Annotated in this window: 8 protein-coding genes; 1 reads left to right on the top strand and 7 read right to left on the bottom strand. The window is 63.3% G+C overall.

Translation table 11 applies throughout. The annotated features are described in order from the left end of the window. Positions 1 to 185: 185 nt before the first annotated feature. Positions 186 to 806: an RNA polymerase sigma factor gene (locus SINAC_RS36605; protein WP_237722832.1), complete on the bottom strand. Its 621-nt coding sequence runs from the start codon at positions 804 to 806 to the stop codon at positions 186 to 188. Between the two features lie 195 nt (positions 807 to 1,001). Here SINAC_RS36605 and SINAC_RS36600 point away from each other — a divergent pair, with 195 nt between their 5' ends. Further along, positions 1,002 to 4,520 (top strand): WD40 repeat domain-containing serine/threonine protein kinase, encoded by a 3,519-nt coding sequence (locus SINAC_RS36600; protein ID WP_015250578.1) that lies wholly within the window; start codon positions 1,002 to 1,004, stop codon positions 4,518 to 4,520. Between the two features lie 45 nt (positions 4,521 to 4,565). On the opposite strand, the gene SINAC_RS36595 is transcribed toward SINAC_RS36600, so the two are convergent. The 6 genes from SINAC_RS36595 to SINAC_RS36570 all read right to left on the bottom strand — a co-directional run bounded on the left by SINAC_RS36595 (position 4,566) and on the right by SINAC_RS36570 (position 19,028). Beyond that, positions 4,566 to 5,642 (bottom strand): transporter, encoded by a 1,077-nt coding sequence (locus SINAC_RS36595; protein WP_015250577.1) that lies wholly within the window; start codon positions 5,640 to 5,642, stop codon positions 4,566 to 4,568. Between the two features lie 202 nt (positions 5,643 to 5,844). Further along, positions 5,845 to 7,587, bottom strand: coding sequence for a porin (locus SINAC_RS36590; protein WP_015250576.1), 1,743 nt, complete (start codon positions 7,585 to 7,587; stop codon positions 5,845 to 5,847). Positions 7,588 to 7,991: 404 nt separating this feature from the next. Then, positions 7,992 to 11,261, bottom strand: coding sequence for an efflux RND transporter permease subunit (locus SINAC_RS36585; RefSeq protein WP_015250574.1), 3,270 nt, complete (start codon positions 11,259 to 11,261; stop codon positions 7,992 to 7,994). After that, positions 11,258 to 15,151, bottom strand: coding sequence for an efflux RND transporter permease subunit (locus SINAC_RS36580; RefSeq protein ID WP_015250573.1), 3,894 nt, complete (start codon positions 15,149 to 15,151; stop codon positions 11,258 to 11,260). Before SINAC_RS36580 ends, SINAC_RS36585 begins: the two co-directional genes overlap by 4 nt. Positions 15,152 to 15,200: 49 nt before the next feature. Next, on the bottom strand, positions 15,201 to 16,472 hold the full coding sequence (locus SINAC_RS36575) for an efflux RND transporter periplasmic adaptor subunit (RefSeq protein ID WP_015250572.1): 1,272 nt from the start codon (positions 16,470 to 16,472) through the stop codon (positions 15,201 to 15,203). A gap of 201 nt (positions 16,473 to 16,673) precedes the next feature. Beyond that, complete coding sequence (locus SINAC_RS36570; RefSeq protein ID WP_015250571.1) at positions 16,674 to 19,028, bottom strand: FdhF/YdeP family oxidoreductase; 2,355 nt, start codon at positions 19,026 to 19,028, stop codon at positions 16,674 to 16,676. Positions 19,029 to 19,039: the final 11 nt, after the last annotated feature.

Raw genomic sequence — 19,039 nt, 5'->3', positions numbered from 1 at the left:
TGCCGCGTGTCACGCGAAGGGAAACCGTCCGAAATCAGAGAGCTGACGGTATGGATGCGATCCCGTCCGGCGCGTGGCTACGGTGATGGGAAGAACTCGATGTGGACCTGTCCGGGCTGAGCGTATTGCCGGCTGAGGCCTGCGCTCGCTGGACGGATGAAGGGAGCGAGTGTTGATTACGCGTTTCAGATCGCCTCGGCGAGCTGGCGCTCATGGCCGGCGAGTCGTCGCCGCAATCGGCTCAGGCGGACCCTGAGACTGTCCGGATCGAGGCCCAATTCACGCGCGGCCTCGGCTGTGCTGTAGCCTTGGAGGCGAAGCTCGACCACGCGACGGTCGGTGCCGTCGAGCTGGTCCATGAGGTAGCGGAGCGCGTCGTCGTGCTGGACGGCTTCCGCAGGATCGGCCCCGGTTGTCTCGCCCGACGGCCAACTGCCCGAGGTGACCGCTTTCGCAGTCAACCGGAGCCGGCGAGACTGGAGACGCACGCACCGGGCGGCTTTGCGCCGCACCATCGTCAGCACCAAAGCCAGGAGCTGTTCGGGACGTGTGAACTCGAACTTGTTGCTACGCAGACCAACCAGCAGGCTTCGATGGATCGACTGCACCAGGTCCATCGAGTCGACATGGGGTCTCAGGAGGGGGCCCAGAAGCACTCGAGCCGCGATCCTGACCTCGGCTTCGTACTGGCCCGCGAGTTCGGCCAGGGCACGTTCGTCTCCGCTTCGGGCGCGGGCGACCATGTCGGAGAATGACTCGCGAGAATCCTCATCCATGGTAATAGCAGATGATTTATGGATCAGCATCTTCACGGCATCGTGATTACGGGTTTAGAATACACCGGCTTTGGGTGGTTCGCAAGGAGCCGCTGTGCTATGTCGCCCATTTTGTCTGATCGGCTTAACTTGACGGCGATGACTGGCCAGGCGTGGGTGGCCGGCTTGTGAACACAAAATCAGTCTGATTTTGTGATGAGACGATCCAAATCTAAGCGGTGAAACGTGGGATCAAGTCTCGTTCCCGGCGAGAGAGAACGGCAGCTTCGCGACCTCTGCGCGGAGCTGGGGCGGCGACTCCGCGCGGGTGAGGCGTGCCGGGTAGAAGTCTATTTGGAACAGCATCCGGAGTTGGCCGACGACGAGGATGCCGTCATTGAGTTGCTCTACGCCGAGTACGTGGTACGCGAAGAGCGGGGAGAGGAACCCGCGCCCGAGGAGTGGTACGCACGCTTTCCTCAATGGCGGGACCGGCTCGGCCGGCTCCTGGAGTTCCATCGGATCCTCGAGGCGGAAGAAGAGGAGGGGTGGCTTCTCGCTGAGGAGAAAAGTCCCCCGAGGAGCAGTGCCACGCTCACACTCGAAGGCCCCGCCCTTCCTCCGCTGGGCGCGTTCGAGCTGATCGAGGAGATTGGTCGCGGGGGGATGGGGGTCGTCTACAAGGCGAGGCAGTCGGCCTTGAACCGAACTGTGGCTGTGAAGGTGATCTTGGCCGGGGGGCTGGCGGGGCCTCGCGAACGAGAACGGCTGCGGTTCGAGGCGGAGGCGGTTGCGAAGTTCCACCATCCCAACATTGTCCAGGTCTTTGAATTCGTGGAACGGGGTGACCTTCCCTATATCGTGCTGGAATATGTGGAAGGGTGCAACCTCGCCGAATTCCAGAGACGGTCGGAGCGGCGGGTGGACTGGTCCGCGCGGTTGATCGAGACCCTGGCCAGGGCGATCCACCACGCGCACCAGCGAGGGATCGTCCACCGGGACCTGACGCCGGCCAACGTGCTGATTGCGGTCGACGAAACGCCGAAAATCTCCGACTTCGGCCTTGCCAAGTCACTCGCTCAGGAGGGCTCGACCTCGTTGAGCGGGTCGTTCCTTGGGACGCCCCGCTACATGGCGCCCGAGCAGGTGACCGGTCGCTCGCGCGATGTGGGGCCCCCTGCCGACATCTATGCCCTGGGCGCGATCCTCTACGAACTGCTCACGGGGGTCGTTCCGTTCCAAGGTACGACGCCGCTCGAGACGCTGCGGCAGGTGTTGGAGGATGTGCCCGAGGCCCCGTCCCGCGTGCGGCCCGACGTGCCGGCCGACCTGGAGACGATCTGCCTGAAGTGCCTCGAACGTGAGCCGGGGCGGCGGTATCTCTCGGCCGCCGACCTAGCTGAGGACCTGCGGCGGTTCCAGGCGGGCGAGCCGATCCTGGCTCGGCCGACTTCGACCATGAGGCGGTTGCTCAAGTGGGCCCGGCGGCGTCCGGCGGAGGCGGCCCTGGCGGCCTTGGTTGTGGTGGCCGTGGCCGGCATCCTGATCGCCGGTTTCTGGTCGAATGCTTGGCTGGTGCGCCATGGTCTTGCGCTGGAGGACGCACTCGCCCGCGAGCGAGGCCAAGCTGTCGCCGCCCGCACGGCTCGGTTGCAGGCGGAGCAGAATGAGAGGATCGCGCGCCGTCACTGGTCGGGTTCGCAGATCAAGCTGGCTCAGCAGGCGTGGGAGGCGGGGCACATCGAACTCGCCCAGGAACTGCTTGCGAACGAGCGTCTCGAGCCGGGAAGGGGCGACCTGCCAGGGTTTGAGTGGTCTTACCTCCACCGACTTTGCCATCGCGACTTCTCGCTCCTCTGGGGCCACACGGACTCCGTCTACAGTGTTGCCGTTGCCCCCGACGGCCGCTCTCTCGCCTCGTACGACCTCGGTGGAAACGTCCTCCTCTGGAACCGGCTCCCTCACCGGCCCTGGACCGCGCGGGGCTTGAACTCGCTCCCCGGCTCTCGGGCGGCGGTCGTTCCCCAGAGTCCAAGCCACACCGCGGATCCCGGCGCCCGGAGCGAGCACGGAGAGGTCAGGCTCCGGGACGTGACGACCGGGCGCGGATGGACCTTTCTCACCGGGAACGCCGGGATCGTCAATCTCCTCGGGTTTTCGCCTGATGGAACCGCGTTGAACGTCTGGGACCAAACTCGACCCGACGGGGCCGAACCTCTTGCCCCCGTCGACTTCACGCTGAGACTCGACCGGTCGGCGCCGGGCCGTCTGTTCCCGAGGATTTTCTGCCTGGCCCATTCGTCGGACGGTCGGTTCCTGGCGACGGTGGGTCGCGATGGCCGCCTGTCGCTTCGCGACGCCACGACGGGACGCGAGCGGAGGTCTCTTCGCGACACCGGTTCGCCGATCCACTACCTGGCATTCTCCCGCGATGGAGAGCGACTGGCCGCCAGCCTCGCCGATGCCGGCCTCGCGGTCTGGGAGACGGGTTCGGGGCGGCTCCTCAACGTGTTCAAGGACCACGATGCGCCCGTGAGGCAGATTGCGATCGCACCCGACGGAACGACTCTGGCCACGATTGAGGGGGAGCGGCAGGTTGTCTTCCGCGACCTGACGACCGGGCGTAAGTGGGCCGTCCGAGCCGAGGCCGCCGGCTTTGTCCACGCGATCGCGTTTGCTCCCGACGGTCGGACTTTGGCCATGGGGGGCGAACGATTGCGGACGCGTCTCTGCGACGTGGCGACCGGAGCGGAACTCGCGGTGTTCGCTCGTGAGAGTGACATCATCCGTACCTTGATGTTCACGCCTGACGGGCGCACCGTAATCCTTGGCGGAGACGACCCGCGAGTTCGGCTCTGGCACCTCGTCCCCCCTCTCGACGACTCGTCGCTCGCGGGGCATGCCGTCGAGACCTGGTCGCTTGCCTTTTCCCCCGACGGTCGGACCCTGGTCTCGGGCAGCGACGATCATACGATCGTGGTCTGGGACGTGGCGGGGCGTCGGAAGCGTCTGACCCTGCGCGGGCATGAGTCCACAGTCAGCGACCTCGCCTTTTTCCCTGACGGCCGCACCCTGGCGGCGGCGGATTTCAGCCGGCATGTCAAGCTCTGGGATGTGGAGCAAGGCCGAGAACTTGCCACGCTTGTAGGACACGTCGATCGGGTCCGATCCGTGGCGATCTCACCGGATGGGAAAACGGTGGCCTCGGCGGGGAGTGACCTCTCGCTTCGTCTCTGGGACGTTGCCTCGCGGACCTGTAGGGCGATCCTCGAGGGGCATGATGATACGGTCCGAGCGCTGGCGTACTCCCCCGATGGCCGGATCCTGGCCTCGGCCGGGAACGACAGGAAGGTCATCCTTCGCGATTCGCTCAGTGGTCTCCCGCGGCTCTCCTGGAACGCGCCGAGCGCGGTCACCTCGCTGGCGTTCTCTCCCGACGGGACCCGGTTGGCCCTGGGGGGCGAGGACCGAAGCGTGACGATCTGGGAGGTCGCCGACGGCCGGCTCCTGGTCACGCTCCGTGGGCATGTCCACAGGGTCCTTACCGTGGCCTTTTCGCCCGACGGCGAGTCGATCGTCTCGGCCGGCGAGGATCGGACTGTGCGACTCTGGGACCCGGTCACCGGCCAGGAGCGGCTGACCCTCAAAGGACACCAGGCGAAGGTCAACGCCGTGGCCTTCTCCCCCGATGGCCGGCTTCTGGCCTCGGGCAGCCACGACGGCGCGATGAGGTTGTGGCATGGCCCCAAGGAAGACTCGCCGTGAAAGAGAGACGCAATCGCTCTGAGTGTTTTGAATTTTGTGGATAAATTAAAAATTTTTAATCATTTGGATGATTGTCTGTGTCGCGAAGGGTAACGGGCCGACAAGGGGCACTTCGAGGCCGGCAAGGGCATACCAGTCGTTTCCCAATCCGAACCGGAACCCGGGAGTCAGGGTGAAGTAGGTGCTATTGCCGCCGCTCAACTCCGAATGAAGGTTGGCAGCGAGATAGGGCACGAAGTTACTGAAGTAGCGGGCGTCGGCCGGAGTGAGGTATCGCCCGATCGCGAATCGGGCGTCGATCGAGGTGAAGGGGCCCGGGGAGGCGTTGAATCCACTCCACGGTTCTGCGGCCAGCAACCGGGACGATGCCGCCGTCTTGTTGGTTGGGACCGTCAACCCGAGACCGCCGCGAATCACCCAGCGCTCGCTCGGATTTGCCCAGAACTCCAGGTCTGGCGACAGGCTGGCAACCCCGTTCCCGTTGCGGGCGTTACCCGTCGGCGTGCGGACGAACAGGTTGGCGGTCACGGTGTATCGACGGTCCTCTGCAATGAGCAGTCGGGGGGCGATGGTCAGGTCGCCGAAATCGGTCCAGTGGGCTTGGCCGGAACCGGGGAGGGCGTCGGGGGCTGAGGTCACGAACGGGACGAACCATCCCAACTCGAAGCGTCGGCTCATGGGCGTGAACAGAAAAAAGGAGCCGTTGTAGACGTTGTCGCCGCCTGGGACGTTGCGGGCGAAGCTAAACGAGGTCACGTAGAGGCGATAAAAGGCGCCGTCGGCGTTGTTGATCCAGGTCTGACGGGGGGCGTCGCCGGGAGCCGGCGCATAAGGCTCGTTCCAACCTTCACTGAAAAGCGAGTCCACGCCAAGAGGCCGCCAGGTCTCCGGGCGGAGCGGACCGAATAGAGACGAGCCGATCACCTCTCCGAGAGGCAACAAGACGCGGACCGCAGGTGAGGACTCCCCTCCGGGAGCTTCCGTCACGGAATTGGCCATGGTCAGGGGCGTCGCTCGATCCGGAGAGTCCTGTCCCTGGGCAAACCGCAAAGAACTTCCCAGGATCAGTAAGGCGAGGATCGCCTGACCCGAACAGCAAAGCGAGGGGCTCTGTCGCTTCATCGTCGGATCTCCTGCCTCTGTCCCCCTCCTGTGTTTGAGCCTTTCACGGTCTCCGGCCGGCCGAAATGTCGTCTCAGCCGGAGTTCAGCCGTCATTGCGTTGTTTGATGAAATTGAAGATGTCAGCATTTTGGTGTTTTTTGTTAGGTTTGGCGCCGTGAGGGTGTCACCGGATGAGACTTGGAAAACCGGGCCTCCGTGACTCAGAAATAGAGCTGCATGCGGAGCCAGAACAGGTCGCTCGTCTTCTGGAGGCTGGGGCCGGGCCGGTAAATGACCGGCTGGGCGAACATGGTGTGCTCCCAGTCGAAGTAGATTTTCACGAACTTGTTCAAATACCAGTTGAAGCCGACGTCCGTCATTTCGGTCCGGTTGGTCCAGAGGTTGGGATCGGCCAGGCCGGCGGTGAATACCCTGGAATTGAGGTCGAGCTCACTGTAGCGGGCGGTTACCTCGAAGGCACCGAGGCCGAATTTCCCGGGGCGGAGATCGAACGGGTGGATCGGGTCGATGAGGGTGCGGTCGCGGATCGTCTCGCCGGTGAGGATATAGCCGGCCTGCGCGAACCAACCGTTGATCGGGATCCGGGTTGCCGACCCCTCGGTCCCCTTGGCGTAGCTTTCATACCCCCCTTGCCAGGCCCCCAAGAGCGTCAGGCCGCGGTAGTAGTAGGCCGTGTGCAGTTCCCAAAGTGCGCGAGGCCCGCGTTCGCGGACGTCCGCGTTGAAAGCCAGGAACGGCAAGGTGGCGTCGTTGCCGGCCCCGGTGCTGTTGATTGCGGCGGCTGCCGGCGCCGAGTTGGTCCGCAACACCCCCGGCACCGTCGGCTGGTCCTCGTGCCCGGCGTCGACCGAACCGCCGAACTGCAAGTCGCGGAGCAAGAAGCCTTCTTCGCGGTTATAGAACGGTTTGGCATTGAGGAAGGCCATGACGTCCTGGCGATTATTAAAAGGCTGATATGAATTGCGTTGGGTATTGAACGTGCCCACGGCGTATTCCAGGCGATGCTCGAAGAGCGTTCCCCAGCCCATCAGGCCGAAACGCCGGTTGCCCTCGAAGTTGTTGGCGAAAAGCGACCGTTCCGGGGCGAGCAGGTCCCAGACGTGGATCCGATACCACTCATAAGTGAACGGCGACTTATAGCGTCCCAGGCGCAGTTGAAGTCGCGGGTCGTAGTTGAAGTTGAGGTAGGCGTCGAGCAGGTTGACTGTGTCGAAAGTGTTTTGAACGGAAACCTCGTACTGGATCGGTCTGCTGAGGTGTCCCTCGAAATAGAGGCGGGACCGAGGGTTGTAGAATCCGCTGCTGACGGGGTTCTGGTTCGGCTGCTGGTAGATTCGAGCTTCGACCTGGGACATGGCGCGGATGCCAAGCGAGATCTCGTCATCCTCGGTCGACCAGATGAATCCGTCATTTTCGAAATCGTAGGAAGACTTGAGCGAAAGTTTGCCTCTATGGCGATTGCCCGCTTCCTGAGCTCGGCCCGTGACGGTCGGGTCGCCGCCGGAGGCCTTTGACCCTCCCCCCGCGCTCGGTGGCTGAGTTAAGTCGGATTGACCGCCCGAGATCCTTGGACTCGCGGCCGGCTTTGCATTGTCCGAGTCGGGGGCTACCGCCGTACTCTCTCCACTTCCGCCCGATCGGCCTGGCTTCTTGATCTCGCGCGAAAGATCCTCTACCTGTTCCGTGAGTTTTTTGTTCGCCTGCGAGAGATCCTCATTCTGTTTCGTCACGCGATCGAGGCGTTGCTCCATCTTGCGGAGGCGATCGAGAAGCTCTTTTTGAAGATCGGGGGACGGAGCGACCTCCTTCGCGGGATCGTCGGATGCCGGCACTGATGGCGCTTGCTCTTCCCCTCTTGCGTTTGTGGGCCCACTGGCGAGCACCTCACCCAAAAACAGAAGGGAGATCCAGTGAAGCTGGTAGAGCTCCTTGGGTCGGATCATTTGGGTTCTCGGCTGTCCCTAATGAGAGTGAAGACCGACCGCTGAGTGGAGCATGATCCGAATGGCCAACGAACGGGGCTCAAGATCGAGTTGCAGAGGTTGGGACGCTCAAGGGATGGGGAGCAATCGTGCCTGTCTTGGATGATCCGAGGTGCTCTGGAATCGGCAGGATTGGGAAAATGATTGCCGTCGAGAGACGGGTACTACTTATTATCGTTACATTGCTGCGAGAGCTTGAGGAAAACGTTGATTGTGCCGGTTGTGTCGGTTTGCTCGAGCTTCTAAAACGATGGTTTGTTTCTTGCCCCGACCTGCAAGGGCTAGCTTACGGATTGAGTGTAATTTATACGAATATTTGTATATGAAAAATGCTGAAATTGTGAAAATGCTGATGTGATAGCGGCTCAAGAGGGGGGCGCATGATCCTTGGGCGGACTGTCCTCGTGTTTCACGCCACTGAACCCCTGGATGACGTAGAAGAAGACCGGCGTCAGGAAGATGCCGAAGGCGGTCACGCCGAGCATGCCGCTGAAGACGGCTTGGCCTAGCGCTCGCCGCATCTCGGCGCCGGCGCCTTGGGCCAGGACGAGCGGGACGACGCCGAGGATGAAGGCGAGCGATGTCATCAGGATCGGCCGGAGCCGCAGTCGGGAGGCCTCCAGGGTGGCCTCCCGCCGAGGTACACCGGCCTCCTGCCTCTGCTTGGCGAATTCGACGATGAGGATGGCGTTCTTGCTAGCCAGGCCGACCAGCACCACGAAGCCGATCTGCGTGAAGATATTCACTTCCATCTGGGCCAGGCTCACCCCGACGATCGAGCAGAGCAGGCACATCGGCACGACCAGGATGACGGCCAGAGGGAGTGACCAGCTCTCGTACTGCGCCGCCAGGACCAGGAAGACGAGGACCACCGCGAGTGCGAAGACGTACATTGCGGTATTGCCCGCCTGGAGCTGCAAGTAGGTCAGCTCGGTCCAGTCGAACGCCATCGACCGGGGCATCTCTTTGCCGGCGATCTCTTGCATGAGAGCAATCGCCTGCCCCGAGCTGGTCCCCGGCGCGGTGTTGCCGATGATGGCGGTGGCGGAGTACATGTTGTAGCGCAAGACGGAGACCGGCCCACTGATGTTGCGCGCGGACAGGAGCGTGCCGAGCCGGATCATCTGCCCTTGAGAACTCCGCACTTGCAACTGCCGGATATCTTGAACCCCCGCGCGGAACTGCTGATCGGCCTGGACATTCACCTGCCAGGTCCGGCCGAATTCGTTGAAATTATTGACATAATAGGAGCCAAGATAGAACTGTAAGGTGGTGAAGACGTCGCTGACCGACAGGCCGAGGGCTTCGCACTTGGTCCGGTCGATGTCGAGGTAGAGCCAAGGGGTATCGCTCCGGGAGCTGTTGAAGAGACCCTGGAGACCTGGCGTCTTGTTGCCGCGCCCGACGATCTGATCGCTGACCCGCTGCAAGGTCCCCAAACCGAGGTTGCCGCGATCCTCAATGATCAGCTTGAAGCCGCCGGTCGTGCCCAGGCCGTCGATCGGAGGGGCACCGAACGCCGACACGACGGCCCCACGCACCTCGCGCCGACAGCGCTCGCGCAAGGTTGCGGCGATGGCGTCGGCCGTGAGCGTGGGGCCGGTCCGCTGGGCGAACTCCTTGAGCATGACGTACAGCGAGCCCAGGTTGGGCGCATTGGCGTTCAAGATCAGTGACTGGCCGGAGATGCCGACCGTATGCTCGACCCCCGGCGTGTCGTGGGCCAAGGCTTCGATCTGGGCCATGACCGTCTGGGTCCGTTCGACCGAGGCGGAATCGGGCAACTGTACGTTGAGGAGGAGATACCCTTTGTCCTGTTGCGGGATGAAACCCGTCGGGGCGTTCTTGAATTCCCGGTAAGTCAACACGAGCAGGCCGGCGTAGACGAGCAGGGCAATGAAGCTGACCCGGAGCAGGCTGCCGACGAGGCGCGTGTACAAGGCCGTGCCGGCGCCGAAGGTCGCGTTGAACAGGCGGAAGAACCAGCCGAGCACCAGGTCAAGCAACCGGGTCAACGGATCCCGATGCGCGTCACGCGGCTGGAGCAAGATGGCGGCCAGGGCCGGGCTGAGCGTCAGCGAGTTGAAGGCGGAGATCACCGTCGAGACGGCGATCGTCACCGCGAACTGGCGGAAGAACTGGCCGGTGACCCCGCCGAGAAAGGCGCAAGGGACGAACACGGCGCAGAGCACCAAGGCGACCGCGATGACTGGCCCGGTCACCTCGTCCATCGCCCGATTGGCGGCGTCGCGCGGCGATAGCCCCTGCTCGAGCCAGCGCTCCACGTTCTCCACGACGACGATGGCGTCGTCCACCACGATCCCGATCGCCAGCACCAGCCCGAACAGCGAGAGGTTGTTCAGTGAGTAGCCGAGGGCCGCCATGACGGCGAACGTGCCCACGATTGCGACCGGGACGGCGATCAAGGGGATCAGGGCCGCCCGCCAGTTCTGGAGGAAGACGAGGACTACGATTGCGACCAGGATCACCGCATCCCTGAGCGTGTTGAAAACCTCATGGACGGACTCGCTGATGAAGGGGGTGGTGTCGTAAACGATCCGGTAATCCATCCCTTCGGGGAACCGGGTCTTGAGCTCCTTCACCTTGGCGTAGACACCGGCGGCGGTGTCCAGCGCATTCGAGCCGGGGAGTTGATAGACCGAGAGCGCCACGGAAGGCTGGCCGTCCAGGGTGCAGGACTGGTCGTACTGCTGCGACCCCAATTCGACGCGGGCGACGTCGCGCAACCGGACGATGCCCGTCGTCATCGCCTGGGGGATGCCCTGAGACACTTGGCTGCCTGAAGTGTTCGTGCTGGTCTGGCCGTTCATGGCGCCGAGTGTCGGCTGCGTCCCTGACATGCTCGGACCGGCCTTGAGGATGATGTCGCCGAACTGCTCCGGCTCGGTGAGCCGGCCCAACGTGTTGATGGTCAACTGAAATTGCTGGCCCCTGGGGACCGGCTGCTGGCCGATCTGCCCGGCGGCGACTTGCAGGTTCTGCTGGTTGATGGCGTTGACCACGTCCCCGGCGCTGAGGTTGAGCGCCGCGAGCTTGTCGGGGTCGAGCCAGGCGCGCAAGCTGTAGTCGCGCTGGCCGAGGTAGGTGATCCCGGCGATGCCGGGGAGGCGTCCCAACTCGTCCTTGATGTAGATCGTCGCATAGTTGCTGAGGAACGTGCTGTCATACCGCCCGTCCGGTGAGATCAGGTTCACGATCATCATCGTGTTCGGGGACATCTTCTTGACGTTGAGGCCCTCACTCTGGACCAGAGCCGGGATGACCGGCTGCGCCAGCGAGACCCGGTTTTGCACCAAGACCTGGGCCATGTCCGAGTTGACGCCCAGCTTGAAGGTCACGGTTAGGTTATAGGCGCCGTCATTGGTGCACTGCGATGACATGTACATCATGCCCTCGACACCGCTGACCTGCGCCTCGATGGGCGCGGCCACGGTGTCCCGCACGGTCTGTGCGTTCGCCCCTGGGTAGAGGGCTGTCACCAGAACGGTCGGCGGAGTGACGTCGGGATACTGGGCCACCGGCAGCGTGAACACGGCCACGCCCCCCGCCAGCACGAAGATGATCGACAGGACGGAAGCGAAGATCGGCCGGTCGATGAAGAAGCGGGAGATCATGACCGTGGCCCTCCACTCGGTGTCTCGACCCCAGGAGGCGCGGAAGGGCCTTGCCTCGGGGCGAGTCGCTTTCGCCGGTTCCGTCGTTGAACCACGAGGACCAGCAGCGCGGCGAGGACCCCCGCGCCGCCCCCCACCAGGGGGGCCCAGGTCGGACGAACGAGATTGATCCGCCCCAGAACAAGGACGAGCGCCAGGCAACCAAGGCCGCCCAGCAATACGGAGAAGGTCCAGCGCATCGCGCCTGCCGAGAATAGCCGTGTCTCGCCGACCCCTTGAATTACATAAAAGAAGACAGGTGTGAGGAAGATGCCGAACAAGGTCACGCCGAGCATGCCGCTAAAAACGGCCGTTCCCAACGACCGGCGCATCTCCGAGCCGGCCCCCTCGGCGATCACCAGGGGGACGACCCCGAGGATGAACGCCAGCGACGTCATCAGGATCGGCCTCAGCCGAAGCCGCGACGCTTCCTGGGTCGCCTCGAACCGGGGCCGGCCCTCCTGTTGCATCTGCTTGGCAAACTCGACGATCAAGATTGCGTTCTTGCAGGCCAGGCCGACGAGGACCACCAGGCCGATCTGCACGAAGATGTTGACCGCCGTGTGCGTTAACAGCACGCCGACTACCGAGCAGAGCAGGCACAGCGGAACGACCAGGATTACGGCCAGCGGCAACGACCAACTCTCGTAAAGCGCGGCCAGGGCCAGGAAGACGCAGACGACCGCCAACGCGAAGACGTCCATCGCGGTGTTGCCCGCCCTGATCTGCATAAACATCAACTCGGTCCATTCCGTCTTCATGGAGCGGGGCAGGGCCTCGAACGCCAGGTTGTCCATCAGAGCGATGGCGTCCCCGGAGCTTGTCCCCGGCAGCACGTTGCCGGTGATGGGGGCGGCGATGGAGAGGTTGTAGCGGGTGACGAAGACGGGGCCGCCGACCTCGCGGACCGTGACCAGGGTGCCCAGCGGGACCATCTGGCCCCACTTGTTCCGGACCTTGAGCAGGTTGATGTTTTCGACTTGGGCCCGGTATTCTCCCTCTGCCTGGACGGTCACCTGCCAGTAGCGGCCGAATTCGTTGAAGCTGTTGACGTAGAGCGACCCCAGGTAGATCTGCAAGGTCTGATTCACGTCGTCGAGCGATACCCCCAGGGATTGGGCCTTGGTCCGGTCGATGTCCATATAAAGTTGCGGCGTGTTGGAGCGGAACTGGCTCGAGATTCCGGCCAGGCCGGGCCGGTTCCGCAACCGGCGGATCAGGTGGTCGGTGTTGCGCTGCAAGTCCGCGAGCCCGAGGCCGCCCCGGTCCTCGACCATCAGCTTGAAGCCCCCCGCGACGCTGAGCCCCGGAATCGGAGGGGCCCCGAACACGGTGACCTGGGCATCCTTGACCTGCCGGGCCCAGCTCTTCCGCAGCCTTGCCATGATCGCCGTATCGCGCCGGTCGGGGCTTCTCCTCTCCTCGAACGGGTCGAGGATGATGAACATGGAGCCGAAGTTGGAACCGGTGGCCGAGAGCACGAACGACATCCCCGAGATGCAGATCGTGTGCGCCACGCCCGGCGTCTCGCGGGTGATCTTCTCGATCTGTGCCATGGCGGCGTCGGTGCGTTGGAGCGACGCGGAATCGGGGAGCTGGATGCCGATGATGAGCCGCCCTTGGTCCTGCTCCGGGATGAAGCCGGTCGGGGCCTGGAGGAACACCCAGTAGGTCAAGGCGACCAGCCCTCCGTAGGCGAGCAGAACGAGCATGCTGACCCGCAGGAGCTTGCCGACCGCCCAGGAGTACCCGGCGGTCGCGGCGCTGAAGACCTTGTTGAACAGCCGGAAGAACCAGCCGAGCAACGCGTCCAGGATTCGGCTCAGCGGGTCCTTGGGGGCGTCATGCGGCCTCAGCATGATGGCGGCCAGGGCCGGGCTGAGCGTCAGCGAGTTGAAGGCCGAGAAGACGGTTGAGACGGTGATCGTCACCGCGAACTGGCGGAAGAACTGGCCGGTGATTCCACTGATGAACGCGCAAGGGACGAACACCGCGCAGAGTACGAGGGCCACCGCGACGACCGGGCCGGTCACCTCGTCCATCGCCTTGCGCGTGGCATCGCGGGGCGACAGGCCCTGCTCCAGCCAGCGCTCGACGTTTTCGACGACCACGATGGCGTCGTCGACCACAATCCCGATCGCCAGCACCAGCCCGAACAGGGAGATATTATTCAGCGAGAATCCGATCGCGGCCATGACGGCGAAGGTGCCGACGATGGCGACGGGCACGGCGACCAGCGGGATCAGCGCGGCTCTCCAGTTCTGGAGGAAGGCGAGTACCACCAGACCGACCAGCAACACCGCTTCGAGCAGGGTCTGCACCACCTCCGCGACCGACTGGCGGATGAACGGGGTGGTGTCATAGGAAATATTGTAGTCGATCCCGTCGGGGAACCGCGTCTTGAGCTCATCCATCTTGCTGCGCACTCGTTCGGCGATGTCGAGCGCGTTGGTTCCCGGCAGCTGGCGGACGGCGAGGCCCACCGACGGCCGGCCGTCCAGGGTGCAGGACTGAGTGTAGTTCTGGGCCCCCATCTCGACCCGAGCCACGTCGCGGAGCCGGACGATCCCGGTCGACGGCCTTGGTGGTCGTCCCGGACCGCTCATCGCGCTGGTGGAAGCCGCGGTACTGATCGCATTCTGACCTGTTCCAGAACTGATCGAGAGACCGGTCAACGCCCCGGTGCTTGTCCCTCCGCCCGTCGCTGCTCCCCCCGTCGTTCCACCCCCTCCGGTGTTCCCGCCCCCTCCGGTGGTTCCGCCCCCTCCGGTGTTCCCGCCCCCAACGGTACCGGTGGTTCCGCCCCCGAGGACTCCGGCTCCGAAAGGGGAGACGCTCAACGGCTCGAATCCTGCAATGACGCTGTTCGTCGTCGCGATCAGGCTGTTGGTCACGGGGATCTGACTGGTCATGGGATTCAGGCTTGTGGGCACGCCCCCTGGGGGCGTGCTGTTGGCCTGCACGCTTGTGCCAGTCGTCGTCCCGCTGGTTTGGGAGAGACTCGGGATGCCCGGGGCGGGCATGCTGAGGTTGCCCTGGGAAGGAGTTGTCGCTCCGGTGGAGCGAAGAGGGGCGGGGGGCAGGCTGGTCTTGACGATGATCGCGCCGAACTGGTCCGGATCGGTGAGCCGGCCCAGGGTGTCGACCGGTAATTGGAAGGACTGGGCGGCATGGGCCGGTGGCTGGCCGATCTGTCCGATGGCCGACTCCACGTTCTGGCCGCGAATGGCGTTGGCCACCTCGAGGGCGGTCATGTTGCAGGCCGCCAGCTTTTGGGGATCGAGCCAGGCGCGGATGCTGTAGTCGCGCTGGCCCAGATAGGTGATGTCCGAGACCCCATCCAATCGCAGCAATTCGTCCCTGACGTAGATCGTGGCGAAGTTGCTCAGGTAGAGGTCGTCGTAGCGCCCGTCAGGTGAGAGGAAGCTGACGATCATCAACAAGTCCGGGGTCTTTTTCTTGATCGTGATCCCTTGTTGTTGGACCGAGTTCGGCAATTGGGGGAGCGCCAGCGCCACGCGGTTCTGCACCATGACGAGCGCCGTGTTCAGGTCGATGCCGATATCGAATGTGACCGTCAGCGTGTAGGAACCGTCGTTGCCCATCTGTGAGGACATGTACAGCATGCCCTCGACGCCGTTGACTTGCTGCTCGATGGGCGCGGCGACCGTGTCCGACACCACCTGGGCGCTGGCCCCTGGATAGCTGATCGAAACCTGGACCGAAGGCGGAGTGATCGGGGGGTACTGCGCAATCGGCAGGGTCAGCAGGGAGATTGCGCCGGTCAGGACGATGATGATCGACAGGACCGACGCGAAGATCGGTCGATCAATAAAGAAGCGAGAGATCATCGATAAGGATCCCCCTGGAAACGACCTGCGAACCTTTGAGGCGAGCGAATCATTCCTCTTCCGATGGGCTCGCTGTCTTTGGGGTCTTGGTTTGGTCGGCCGGGTGCGTGGTCGGTCCACCTGGTTTTGTCGTCGGTGTGTTTTCCTCGGTGGGCTGGCCGAGCAACGGCATCGGGATCCGCTCCGGCTGGACGTGCATTCGCGGGTTGACTTGCTGCAAGCCGCCGACGACCACCCATTCGTCGCGTTCGAGCCCCTGGGTGATCACACGCAGGCCGTTCTCCTGGAGCGGTCCTGTGGTGACGCGGCGGTACTGGACGTTGTTCTTGGTGTCGACCACGTAGACGTACTTCAGCCCTTGGTCCGAGGCGATCGCCCGGTCGATCACCAGGAGGGCCAGGTGCGGTTTCCCGATCGGCAGGCGGATCCGTACGAACATGCCGGGCGACAGCAGTTGGATGCCTCCCGGCGGCTTGGGATTCGGGAAGACGCCGCGCACCGAGATGCTCCCCGTGGTCGGGTTGACCTGATTGTCGACGAAGTTGAGGACCCCCTGATGGGGAAAGCCGTCTTCGCCTTGCAGACCCATGAGGACCGGCAGGTCCACGCCGGGCTTGGGTGGGTTGAGCTTCCCCTGGTTGATCGCCCTCCGGAGCCGCAAGAGGGTTGGCTCGTCCACGTCGAAGTAGGCGTACATCGGGTCTTGCGACACGACCGTGGTCAGCAACGTCTGGTCTTGGTTGACCAGGTTGCCGAGCGTCAGGTAGTAGCGGCTGACGTGGCCGTCGATTGGTGAAATGACCTTCGTGAAGTCATGGTTGAGTTTGTAGGCTTCCATGTTTTTCTCGAAAGCCTTGACCCTGGCGTCGGCCTCTTCCACCGCTGCAAGATCCTGCTCGAGATGCTCTTGGCTGATCGAGTTGGCCACCCTGAGGTTGATCGCCTGGTCCCGCGCAAACACGATTTTGGCCAGTTTGAGTTGGGCCTGATAAAGGTTGACCTGGCCCTCCGCCTGGTCGAGCTGGGCCTTGTAGGGCCGGGGGTCGATCACGAACAGGGTATCCCCCGCCTTGACGTCCGCTCCTTCCTTGAACAGCATTTTGACCAGGTAGCCGGTGACCCTCGGGCGGATGTCCACCGCCTGGACCGCGTCGGTCTGGCCGGTGAAATCCGCATATTCCGTGACCTCGCGTTCGACGGGTCGGCTGACCGGGATGACGGGCGGCTGCGGCGGAGCGACCGCAGTCGGATGGCGCTGACAACCCGCCACCGTCGCCAGCCACAAGCCGGTGACCCCAAGGACGAGAGCAGGGCGATACATCAAGGACGTCTCTCCCTCTTGTAGGGACGGAGCGGAATCTTCTTCCTTTGTAGCCCTGGACGGGCGGCCGTCATAGCCCGTACTCAGATTTTAATGGTTGGCAATTTATGATTGAGAAGCGATGTTTGAAGATTTGGTTTTTTATGGGCTTGTGAATCTAGCGATGAACGGACGGCCCTTCGGGGCTGCAAGCTGCGGAAACTATGGTTCTCGCCTCCGAATGCTCCCTGGTTGGCATGCGACGATTTCAACGATGAGATGCTTCATCAACGGCTGGTCACTCTGGGGGCTGAAATCCCCGAGCGGGCAGAGTGCGTTCAGTTCCGGCATGTAGCCGGCTGCGCTTCCTTGAGGGAGATTGTATCGCACCGCTCGATAACCTTCGAGAGTGCGGGTCGTCCCATCTTTGGCGAAACTTGTGATATTGATGAGCGAAAACTGTTCGATGTGCCGCTCTTCCATATCCTTTGAATTCAGGAAGATCAAGGTGCGGAGGTTCTTGACGCCACGGTAGCGGTCGTTATCCGAATAGATCGTCGTGTTCCACTGGTCGTGGGAGCGCATCGTGCTGAGGATGAGCTTGCCTGGGGGAGGGAGGGCGTCGGGCAGCGGCGCGGTCGAGAACATGGCTTTGCCGGTCGCCGTCTGAAAAATCAGCTCACGCGCGGGCTGGTGTAAGCGGAATCCGAGCGGCTGCCGGACCCGGCGGTTGAAGTCCTCGAAGCCGACGAGAGCGTTGGCCATCGTGTCGCGGATCCGGTCGTAATTCTCGACGTAGTCCTGCCAGGGGGTTTGCGTGTCGGGCAAGGTTGCCTTGGCGATTCCGGCGATGATCGCGGGCTCGGAGCGGAGTTCCGGAGAGGCCGGCTCGTTCATTCCGTAGGAGAGATGCACCATGCTCATCGAGTCTTCGACGGTGATGCCCTGGAGGCCGGAAGGCTGTTGATCCTTCTCGGTCCGGCCGATGCAAGGAAGGATCAGAGCCTCCTGGCCGTGGACCAGATGGCTTCGATTCAGCTTGGTGCTCACATGGATCGTGAGCGCACAGCGACGGAGCGCCTTGAAGGTGAGGTTGCGATCCGGGGCGGCCATGGCAAAGTTGCCCCCCATTCCCAGGAAGACTTTGACATCGCCCCGAGCCATTGCTTCGATCGTGCGGACGGTGTCCAACCCTGGCTCGCGCGGGGCCTGGATTCCGCAAGCGGCCTCCAACCGGTTGAGCCACTCCGCATCCGGTCGGTGATCGATGCCGCAGGTCCGGTTCCCCTGGACGTTGGAGTGGCCGCGAATGGGACAAGGTCCCGCCCCCTCGCGGCCGATGTTCCCCCGGAGGAGGAGAACGTTCATGATTTCGCGGACTGCGTCGACCCCGTGCTCTTGCTGCGACAGGCCCAAGCACCAACTGATGATGCAGGATCGGGCTTCGCTATAGATCTTCGCGGCGGAGCGAATCTCCTCGATCGTCAGGCCGGACTGGTGTGCCAGCTCGTCCCAGGGCGTGGCCTGGCAGACGGCTCGATACGCCTCGAAGCCCGAGGTGAATCGGTCGATGAACAGCTGGTCGAGTGCCTTCGGGTTGGTGTTTACCTCTTCGAACAAGCATTTCGCGATGCCACGCATCAGGGCCATGTCGCCGCCGATGCGTGGTTGGAGGTTCAGCGAACTGGTGGGCGTGGCCCGAAACAGGGCCATATCGAGGATCTCGTGAGGCGTGATCGCGCGGGTTGCCGCCGCCTCGATCAGCGGATTCACGTGCACGATCTTCAACCCGCGCTCCTTGACGCCGTCCGCCAAGGCGGTCAGCATCCGAGGAGCATTCGACGCGGCATTCACTCCCATGACGAAGATGAGGTCGGCCTTCTGCCAATCGACCAGGTCGACCGTCCCTTTGCCCGTCCCGATCGATGCCGTCAGCGCCCGGCCACTGGCCTCGTGGCACATGTTCGAGCAGTCGGGCAAGTTGTTGGTGCCGAACTCCCGGGCGAACCACTGATAAAGAAAGGTTGCCTCGTTCCCCAGGCGTCCCGATGTATAGAACGACGCCTGGTGGGGGCTCGATAGCGTCTGCAAGTGCCGGCCGGCCAATTGGAAGGCGTCGTCCCACGAAATCGGGATATATTTGTCCGATTCTGGGTCGTAGGAGAAGGGCTCGGTCAGCCGGCCGGCGTCTTCCAACGCGAAGTCGGACCACTCCATGAGTTCGCTGACCGTGTGGGTGGCGAAGAACTCTCGGTCGGCGCGCTTGCGCGTCATCTCCCAAGTGGCATGCTTGATCCCGTTTTCGCAGATGTCCATGCGCAGCCCTTTGCGGTCGTCGGGCCAGGCGCAGCCGGGACAGTCGTAGCCCCCATCTTCGTGGTTCATCCGGAAGATGGCCTTCACCCCGTTGATGATTTCTCCCTGGTTGAGCAGGGTGAGGCCGACGCTTTTCGCCGCCCCCCAGGCGGCTGCGGGATGCGTGTAGTCGCGCTGCGAGAATTCACCGCCGGTGTTGGGACCGCAGCCGACGGCAGGCTCGACCGGCTGTTTCTCGGTGGGAGAAGGCTTGCTTTCCACGATTAAGCTCC

Origin of the sequence: Singulisphaera acidiphila DSM 18658 (genome assembly GCF_000242455.2) — a bacterium.
Lineage (GTDB): Bacteria > Planctomycetota > Planctomycetia > Isosphaerales > Isosphaeraceae > Singulisphaera > Singulisphaera acidiphila.
The sequence above is the reverse complement of the archived record's forward strand: the minus strand, read 5'-3'. Positions and strand labels throughout refer to the sequence as shown.

Bases quoted from the DNA above. Each gene is read 5' to 3' on its own strand.
- SINAC_RS36605 (WP_237722832.1), bottom strand. From the start codon at position 806: ATGCTGATCCATAAATCATCTGCTATTACCATGGATGAGGATTCTCGC.
- SINAC_RS36595 (WP_015250577.1), bottom strand. From the start codon at position 5,642: ATGAAGCGACAGAGCCCCTCGCTTTGCTGTTCGGGTCAGGCGATCCTC.
- SINAC_RS36590 (WP_015250576.1), bottom strand. From the start codon at position 7,587: ATGATCCGACCCAAGGAGCTCTACCAGCTTCACTGGATCTCCCTTCTG.
- SINAC_RS36585 (WP_015250574.1), bottom strand. From the start codon at position 11,261: ATGATCTCCCGCTTCTTCATCGACCGGCCGATCTTCGCTTCCGTCCTG.
- SINAC_RS36580 (WP_015250573.1), bottom strand. From the start codon at position 15,151: ATGATCTCTCGCTTCTTTATTGATCGACCGATCTTCGCGTCGGTCCTG.
- SINAC_RS36575 (WP_015250572.1), bottom strand. From the start codon at position 16,472: ATGTATCGCCCTGCTCTCGTCCTTGGGGTCACCGGCTTGTGGCTGGCG.